General features: G+C 34.8%; 10 protein-coding genes. 7 read left to right on the top strand and 3 right to left on the bottom strand.

Annotated elements, in window-relative coordinates; all coding sequences use genetic code 11:
• Positions 1-99: 99 nt before the first annotated feature.
• Positions 100-1,005: a DMT family transporter gene (locus AC3WTA_RS06010; RefSeq protein WP_000192802.1), complete on the bottom strand. Its 906-nt coding sequence runs from the start codon at positions 1,003-1,005 to the stop codon at positions 100-102.
• A 97-nt stretch (positions 1,006-1,102) separates the two neighbouring features.
• Between AC3WTA_RS06010 and AC3WTA_RS06005 the strand changes: the two genes are divergently transcribed.
• The 4 genes from AC3WTA_RS06005 (at position 1,103) to AC3WTA_RS05990 (ending at position 3,907) form a co-directional block, all read left to right on the top strand.
• Positions 1,103-1,972, top strand: a complete 870-nt coding sequence (locus AC3WTA_RS06005) for a LysR family transcriptional regulator (RefSeq protein ID WP_000156767.1) — start codon at positions 1,103-1,105, stop codon at positions 1,970-1,972.
• A 121-nt stretch (positions 1,973-2,093) separates the two neighbouring features.
• Positions 2,094-2,525, top strand: a complete 432-nt coding sequence (locus AC3WTA_RS06000; protein ID WP_000704067.1) for an Rrf2 family transcriptional regulator — start codon at positions 2,094-2,096, stop codon at positions 2,523-2,525.
• Positions 2,526-2,596: 71 nt separating this feature from the next.
• Complete coding sequence (locus AC3WTA_RS05995) at positions 2,597-3,247, top strand: DsbA family oxidoreductase (protein ID WP_000216675.1); 651 nt, start codon at positions 2,597-2,599, stop codon at positions 3,245-3,247.
• A gap of 57 nt (positions 3,248-3,304) precedes the next feature.
• Positions 3,305-3,907, top strand: a complete 603-nt coding sequence (locus tag AC3WTA_RS05990; RefSeq protein ID WP_001277030.1) for a nitroreductase family protein — start codon at positions 3,305-3,307, stop codon at positions 3,905-3,907.
• A 154-nt stretch (positions 3,908-4,061) separates the two neighbouring features.
• Here AC3WTA_RS05990 and AC3WTA_RS05985 read toward each other — a convergent pair whose 3' ends face one another.
• Entirely contained in the window at positions 4,062-4,478 is a 417-nt protein-coding gene (locus tag AC3WTA_RS05985; protein ID WP_000860623.1) for a GNAT family N-acetyltransferase, read from the bottom strand.
• A 183-nt stretch (positions 4,479-4,661) separates the two neighbouring features.
• Here AC3WTA_RS05985 and AC3WTA_RS05980 point away from each other — a divergent pair, with 183 nt between their 5' ends.
• From AC3WTA_RS05980 to AC3WTA_RS05970, 3 genes are all read left to right on the top strand, one after another.
• Complete coding sequence (locus tag AC3WTA_RS05980; protein ID WP_000997339.1) at positions 4,662-4,796, top strand: hypothetical protein; 135 nt, start codon at positions 4,662-4,664, stop codon at positions 4,794-4,796.
• A 105-nt stretch (positions 4,797-4,901) separates the two neighbouring features.
• Complete coding sequence (locus AC3WTA_RS05975) at positions 4,902-6,512, top strand: amidase family protein (protein ID WP_000758817.1); 1,611 nt, start codon at positions 4,902-4,904, stop codon at positions 6,510-6,512.
• A gap of 166 nt (positions 6,513-6,678) precedes the next feature.
• Positions 6,679-7,692 carry an AI-2E family transporter gene (locus AC3WTA_RS05970; protein WP_001006590.1) on the top strand — a complete coding sequence of 338 codons (1,014 nt, stop codon included), beginning with the start codon at positions 6,679-6,681 and terminating at the stop codon, positions 7,690-7,692.
• An 86-nt stretch (positions 7,693-7,778) separates the two neighbouring features.
• On the opposite strand, the gene AC3WTA_RS05965 is transcribed toward AC3WTA_RS05970, so the two are convergent.
• Positions 7,779-8,723, bottom strand: coding sequence for an L-lactate dehydrogenase (locus tag AC3WTA_RS05965; RefSeq protein WP_000715323.1), 945 nt, complete (start codon positions 8,721-8,723; stop codon positions 7,779-7,781).
• Between the last annotated feature and the right edge of the window lie 194 nt (positions 8,724-8,917).

Raw genomic sequence — 8,917 nt, 5'->3', positions numbered from 1 at the left:
CCCATAAAAAAATCCCCTCCATAGTAAACAGGTTAGTGTTCTTTCTTTTTCCTGTCTACTATAAGGGGATCATATCAAACCGTAGGCTCTTTCTTATATCTATTTCACTTCAACCTGCTGCCTTACAGCAAGTGTTTTCGGCTTTATATTTACGAAACAAATACTCACCACAATAAATAATAGTCCGATGAATAAGCTAATAGTAATGGCCTCATGTAAGAAAATTGAACTTACAATAATAGCGATTAGTGGAATAAGAAATGTATAAGCCCCAACTTTACTTGCTTCACCAGCTCCAACAAGAGTAAAGTATGCAAGCCATCCCATTGCAATAACAAAGAATGAAATAAAGAGTAGTACGCTAACAAATGGTATACTCCAAGCGATACTAGACCAGCTTTCAAACTCTGAACCAAATCCAATTAAGCAAAGCCCGCCAATAATAAGCTGCAGTGTTACCATCCAAATGGAATTAACGCGGTGCCCAGTCTTCTTAATAAATACTGTTCCAAGTGCCCAGCCAATAGCGCATCCTATCGCGAGAAGGATTCCGATAATAGAAATATGTCCAGTTAAACTACTAGAGCTAATGACACCTACGCCAATAAATCCAAGAACAAGCCCGAAAATTTTTAAGCCGTACATAGATTCTTCAAGCCAAATCCATGAGAAAATGCCGAGTAAAACAGGTTGTAGAAATACAATGGCGGAAAATAACCCAGCGGGCATATATTGAAGGCCTACAGTTTGTAATCCGTAAAATATAATGATGTTAAGTAAAGAAGAAATAACGTATAAATGCCAAGTTTCTTTTAAGTGTAACTCTTTGTATTTCGGTAATGCGAAAAGGAGTAAAATAAATCCTCCAATTAAAGTTCGAACGCCTGCAAATAAAACGGGTGGTGTATAATGCAGGGCAAACTTAGATAAAGGCCAATTGATTCCCCACATGAAAACGAGAAAGGTAAGGATTATGGCCGTCTTAGTTCGAGAAAGCTGTGTCACGGTAAGACCTCCTTGTTGTTATTCATTTCACTATGATATGATATCGACTGTAATAAATAAAATGAATCTTTTTTATAAGGAGTATAAGTGATTAGTTATGACCATTACACAACTGCAAGTATTAATAAAAACTGTTGAGCTAGGTAGTTTTACGAAGGCTGCTCGGGTGTTAAATATGACGCAGCCAGCTGTAAGTCATGCAATTTCAAGTATTGAGTCAGAGTTAGGAGTTACGATTCTTATACGTGATAAACGAAAAGGGCTAATCGTTACGGATGTAGGAAACAGAATTCTTGTGCATATTAGAGAGATTTTGAACGGTGTAGAGAAGATTGAACAAGAAGTTGCGATGGAGAAAGGACACGAAGTTGGGACGATTCGAATTGGGAGTTTTCCGAGTGCCTCTGCACATTTCTTACCCAAAATGATAAACCTTTTTAAGGAGAAGTATCCGAACTTAGAAGTTGTTCTTTGTGAAGGAACGATTAAAGAGGTTGAAGATTGGTTAGTATCGAGGGTTGTTGATATAGGAATTGTTATTTTGCCTAATAAAGAGATGGAGATTGTCCCATTAACGAAGGGCAAAATGGTTGCTATCTTAAGAGATGATCATCCTCTTTGTAAGAAGGACTCTATTACAATTAGTGATTTAGAGAATGAACCGATTATATTATGTAAGGGTGGATACGAACCACCCATTATTGATATGTTTAAACAAGCAAACGTACCACTTCGGGCTGAGTATGTAATATCAACCGTTACTACAGCTTTAAACATGATTCAAGAAGGGCTAGGTATTGCAATATTAGCCGAATTATCTTTAACGAATTTACCACAGAATGTGCAAACGAGAGAATTGGAACCACAAGTATGGAGAGAAATTGCTTTAGCTGTTCCTTCATTAAAGGATTCCTCAATCGCTGTGCAGCTATTTATTGAAGAATTTCAAGCGCTATTTGCAGAATAAAAAGAGGTGTCTCATATATCATAATGGGACACTTTTTTTATTTGCTTATAAAAAATCTATGAAAAGGATTGACTTATCTTTTTGTTGTAACTATAATGATTACATCGAGGTGGTGATCACGATGAAAATTAGTAGCCGCTTTTCTATAGCTGTTCATATTTTATCTATTTTGAAAAACAATCCATCTTCACTTTGTACTTCAGACTATATAGCTGAAAGTGTAAACACAAATCCAGTAGTCATTCGTAAAATGATGTCGTACTTGAAACAAGCTGGTTTTGTATATGTAAATCGCGGTCCAGGTGGTGCGGGATTATTAAAGGATTTACATGAAATCACATTGTTAGATGTGTATCATGCAGTGAATGTAGTGGAAGAAGACAAACTATTCCATATTCACGAGCAACCAAATCCAGATTGTCCAATTGGAGCGAATATTCAAGCGGTGTTAGAAGTTATATTAATACAAGCGCAATCCGCGATGGAAGAAGTTTTGAGCAATATTACGATGGGGCATTTGTTTGAAATTTTGCAAGAAAAAATGAATGCTTAAATCATATTTTATATTTTTTTATTATCAATGTAACTGATTTGATTACAACTATAAAGGTAAGGTGTAAAAGTATGACTGTAAAAATGAAAGTATACTCAGATTTTATATGTCCATTTTGTTTTTTAGCAAAAGGTCCATTAGATGAAGTAGCGAAAGAGAAAGATGTAGAAATTGAATGGATGCCATTTGAATTACGTCCAAGTCCATATTCAAAAATAGATCCATGGAATGAGCCAGAAAAATTAGGCTCATGGGATGCTTTTATTCTTCCAACTGCGAAGAAGTTAGGAATCGATATGCGTTTGCCACGTGTTTCTCCGCATCCATATACACATTTAGCTTTCGAAGGGTGTCAATTTGCGAAAGAACGTGGACTAGGAAATGAGTATCATCACCGCGTATTCACAGCATTTTTCCAAGAAGAGCAAAACATTGAAGATATTGATGTTTTAACAAAATTAGCGGTAGAAGTAGGTCTTCCTGAAGCTGAATTTAAAGATGCGTTAGTAACTCGTAAATATAAAGAAAAGCATCAAGAAGCAATTCAGCATGCATATGATGAAGCGAATATTATGGCTGTTCCAACTGTCATGATTGGAGATGAAGTCATTCAAGGGCTTGCTAGTAAAGAAACGCTACAAAGAGTCATTGATAAAGAAATTGAAAAGGATAAAACAAATTCATTTGAAGGTATGCAATGTAATACAGATGGATATTGCTAAATCGCTTGTTATGAAATAACAAAATAAATTATAAAACAAATATTTGGAGGAATTAAAATGTCAGCAACTACAACAAACTTAAAAGAAGCAATCGTGAACCGTCGTTCCATTCGTAAAGTAACAAAAAACGATGCAATTACGAAAGAAAGAATTGAAGAAGTTTTAAAAACAGCGTTACACGCACCAACATCTTTCAATATGCAAAGTGGTCGTATGGTTGTATTAATGGATGGAGAGCATGAAAAGTTTTGGGATATTGTTAAAGAAACACTAAGAGCCCGCGTACCAGCAGAAAACTTTGAAGCGACTGTAGAAAGATTAAAAGGTTTCCATACAGGTGTTGGGACTGTGTTATTCTTTGAAGATCAAGCAACAGTAGAAAAAATGCAAGAAAATGCACCATTATATAAAGATCAGTTCCCATTCTGGTCTCATCAAGGAAATGCAATGTTACAACATACTGTATGGATGTTATTATCGGCTGAAGGAATTGGTGCATCATTACAACACTACAATCCAATCGTAGATGCTGAAGTGAAAGAAACTTGGAACATTCCGGCAGAGTGGAGCTTAGTAGGACAAATGCCATTTGGTGAGCCAAATGAACAACCAGGAGAAAGAACTTTCTTACCTACTGAAGATGTAGTGAAATTTTATTAAGAAATTTAATATATATAAAGTTAAATGAAAGGAGAGTACATATTGGCCATATATGTACTCTCCTTTCGTATGCAATGTTAAACTCTTACTGCAAGAACGACTTCCTTCATATGAATCGAAGTCTTTCCTTACAATTAAAAATCTGTTATGTTTATTATTTTGAAATGACAGTAAACATCCCCGTCATGTTTGGTGAGTAATCCTTAAAATCAAATTTTTCATAGAATGATTCTTTATCTTGTGATGCAAACAAACCGACAAACGCCTTATCAGGGGCATTCTCATGTAAGTATGCAACTAAACGATGCATGATTTCTTTCCCAATACCATGTTTCTGATAATCCGGATGAACCACTATATCTTGAATATAGAAATAGATAGCTCCATCACCAACAATTCTCCCCATGCCAATCATTTGTTCATTATCTTTCACTGTGATGCAGTGAATAGAATTCTTCAGTGAAGTATCCGCTACTTCAAAATTCATATAATTAGTCCATCCAACAGAATCACACAAGTATTTGTACTCTTCTAATGTTGGAATGTTCTGTTTAAACTCATATGTTTTCAAAATGTAACCTCCAAGTCCTTAAATACAACATGTATATAAATTCGACATTTTTTTATCTTTTCCTCTTATGTAACTGAATCCCTTTTGGCTATTGAATTTCGTACAGTTTCCTTATTTGTATTAATTTATAAGAGTTTAGGGGAAAAATATTAGAAATAATGCAGTAGAAAGGGAAGTGGAAAAATGAATGATGAGAAAAAATATACAGTGGTAGGTACTGATGTTGAGGAGGTAAAACGTTTAAATAAGGATTCAGGGTTAACGTATAATCAAGTGAAGGAATTATTAGCGAAGCAAATGAAAAAAAGAATGAATTAAATTGAAATTCTTCATTTTTTCATTTAGCATTTTAATAAGAGAGGGTTATAAGGATAACTCTCTTTTTCAATACAATTGAGCAACTTTTAGAGCGGAGGAAACAGCATGAAAAAGTGGATAAAGATAACGCTGTCCATTGCTGGGGGGATCGTCCTATTGACATGTGCCGGAGGATATTACGTGTATAAAAATTATTTTCCAAAGGAACCTGAGCGTATCGTATATGATAAAGATAGAGTGTTAAAACCGATACATAATCAGTTGAAAGGGATTAACATAGATAATGTGAAGATAAAAGAAAAAGAGGTTGTAAATGCGACTGTGAACGAGCTTCAAAAAATGATTGATGATGGAAAATTATCATATAAAGAATTAACGAGTATTTATCTTTTTAGAATACAAGAACATGACCAAAATGGAATATCATTAAATGCTGTTACAGAGATTAATCCAAATGCAATGGAAGAAGCGCGAAAGTTAGATAAAGAAAGGTCTTCAAATAAGAAGTCGAACTTATACGGCATGCCGGTTATCGTAAAAGATAATGTACAAACAGAAAAGGTGATGCCGACAAGTGCGGGCACGTATGTGTTAAAAGATTGGATTGCAGATGAAGATGCGACAATCGTGAAGAAGTTGAAAGAAGAAGGTGCGTTTGTTTTAGGGAAAGCGAATATGTCTGAGTGGGCAAATTATTTATCCTTTACAATGCCTAGCGGATATAGCGGAAAAAAAGGACAAAATTTGAATCCATACGGTCCGATTACGTTTGATACATCGGGATCAAGTTCTGGATCTGCTACAGTAGTTGCGGCAGATTTTGCACCACTTGCAATCGGGACGGAAACGACTGGGTCAATTGTAGCACCCGCGACGCAGCAATCAGTAGTTGGGTTGCGTCCATCACTAGGTATGGTGAGTAGATCTGGCATTATTCCGTTAGCTGAAACACTTGATACAGCAGGACCGATGGCAAGAACGGTAAAGGATGCGGCAACGTTATTTAATATAATGGTAAGTTATGATGAAAAAGATGCTATGACAGAAAAAATGAAAGATAAAGAAAGAATTGATTATACGAAGGACTTATCAATAGACGGATTGATAGGGAAAAAAGTAGGAGTTCTTTTTTCAATAGATCGACAAGATGAGAATAGAAAAGAAGTAGCAGAGAAGATTAGAAAAGACCTTCAAGATGCAGGTGCGATATTGACTGATGATATTCAGTTAAACGATGGGGGAGTAGATAATTTGCAAACATTAGAATATGAGTTCAAACATAATGTTAACGATTATCTTGCACAGCAAAAAAATGTACCGGTAAAATCGCTAGAAGAGATTATAGCGTTTAATAAAAATGATAGTAATAGACGAATAAAGTATGGACAAACATTAATCGAGGGATCTGAAAAATCTGCTATAACGAAAGATGAGTTTGAAAAAATAGTGCGATCGAGTCAAGAAAATGCAAGAAAAGAGCTAGATAGATATTTAGTAGAAAAAGGTTTGGATGCTTTAGTTATGATTAACAACGAAGAAGTTCTTCTATCAGCTGTAGCTGGTTATCCAGAATTAGCGGTGCCAGCAGGATATGATGACAATGGAGAGCCGGTAGGTGCAGTGTTTGTCGGGAAGCAATTTGGTGAAAAAGAACTGTTCAATATTGGATATGCGTATGAGCAGCAGTCTAAAAATAGAAAATCACCAAAATTGTAAAAAGGTAAACGAAAAAAAGCTCTATGAGTGGGGTAATATGAAAAGAATCTAACAATATAAAAAGAAAAAAAGGATTCTTCTCAATTAGTAAGAAAGATTGTCTATAGAAGTTCATAAAATGTAATATATTCAATTTCCATCCATTGAAGGGGGAGGTTAAATCTTAATGAATGAAGTGAAAAATTTCTTTCGAAGTAGAGGGTTCCAACGGTTTCTCGTTTTAATAATAGTAGCGCTTGTATTATATGGATTAAGAAGTATGATCAATTTAATATTAATTACGTTCATACTTACATTTTTAATGGATCGGTTTCAACGTTTTATTTCAAAGAAATTGAAAGTGAATCGGAAAATTGTTATCGCATGTTTGTATATAATATTAGTTACTTTTATCGGCACAACATTATATAAATATTTACCTGTGCTAACGATACAAATTTCCCAATTGATTTATCAGTTTAGGCTGTTTTTTCAAAATCCACCTGATAATGAGATCATTAAATATGCACTTTCAACAATTAATGGGATGGAAGTATCAAAATATATAGAACAAGGTGTAGATGTCATATATCAATCGATTGCAAATATAGGAAAAGTCAGTTTGCAAATACTACTCTCTCTTATTCTAAGTTTATTTTTCTTGTTAGAAAAAGCACGCATAATATCATTTACTTCGAAATTTAAAGATAGTAGTCTGAAGGTTTTTTATGAGGAGATTGCATATTTTGGTGAAAGGTTTGCAAGATCGTTCGGTAAAGTAATTGAAGCACAGTTTTTAATTGCGGTTGTCAATTGTGTACTCACTGTAATTGCACTTGTGATTTTAGGATTTCCGCAGCTTCTTGTATTGGCCGTCATGGTCTTTCTACTCGGTTTGATTCCAGTTGCTGGTGTTATCATTTCCTTGTTTCCACTTTGTATTATTGCTTATAACGTAGGCGGAGTAATGTACGTTGTATACATACTTGTGTTCATTACAGTAATCCATGCTCTTGAAAGCTACTTTTTAAATCCGAAGTTTATGTCTGCGAAAACGAATTTACCAATCTTTTATACATTTATGATTCTCATCTTCTCAGAACATTTCCTTGGAATATGGGGGCTTATTATCGGGATACCAATCTTTATCTTTTTATTAGATGTACTTGATGTAAACAATGAGGAACAGTTTAAAAAATAGAAAAAGATAGAAAATAAATGATGTTTTCAAGGAACAATCAAAAAAAGCAATCCAAAGTAAATTGGATTGCTTTTTTGAATTCACGATTACAGAACAGGAGCCATTGTTTCTTTCAACACTTGAACAGAGTGATCGAATTTTAATTCTTCTTCTTCACTTAATTCCACTTCTAAAATCTCACGAACACCGCCGCGATTTAAAACAGCAGGTACGCCGATATAAACATCTTTTTGACCGTATTGACCTTCTAAATATGCTGAAACAGTTAATACACTATTTTCGTCGTTTAAAATGGCCTTAGTAACACGTAGAAGTGACATACCGATACCATAGTAAGTTGCACCTTTTCGCTCAATAATATGGTAAGCTGCGTCACGAACATTTATGAAAATTTTGTCTAAATCTTCTTGCGTGTATGTGTTGTCTTTATCAAGAAGCGTTTGTAGTTTTTGAATACCAATTGATACGTGACTCCAAACAGGAAGTTCTGTATCGCCATGTTCTCCGATAATATAAGCATGAATGTTGTGTGGACCAATATTGAAGTACTCACCTAACATATAGCGGAAACGAGCAGAATCAAGAGTTGTACCAGAACCGATTACGCGTTCTTTTGGTAAACCAGATTCTTTCCAAGTTACGTAAGTTAAAATATCGACAGGGTTAGTTGCGATTAAGAAGATACCATCAAATCCGCTATCCATAATACTACGAACGATTTGTTTAAAGATTTTCGCGTTTTTTTCAACTAAATCTAAACGTGTTTCGCCTGGTTTTTGTGGTAATCCAGCCGTAATGACTACAAGATCAGCGTCTTTACAATCTTCGTAGCTACCTTTCCATACTCTAGTTGGAGCTGGTGCAAAAGGAACAGCATGACTTAAGTCCATCGCTTCTCCTTCAGCTTTTGCCTCGTTTACATCAACTAAAACAAATTCTTCAGCTACAGCTTGGTTAATCATGCAGTAAGCATAACTACATCCAACTGCTCCTGTTCCTACTAATACAACACGGTTAATACCTTTTTTCATTTCAAAATTCCTCGCAATTTCATTGATTTTATTATGTAAGATAGTACGTCTTACTTCTATAGAGTCATATCTAGTTTATTACATTTTATAAAAGATATTCAAGTAATTGAAAATGTATCCGTGCAATTCTTTGCACGAAACATAGGAAGTGAGTGAACCGAATATAATGCAATAAAATCCTTTATCGAAGGGGA

The organism is Bacillus sp. EB106-07-01-XG149 (assembly GCF_058791555.1).
The sequence above is the reverse complement of the archived record's forward strand: the minus strand, read 5'-3'. Positions and strand labels throughout refer to the sequence as shown.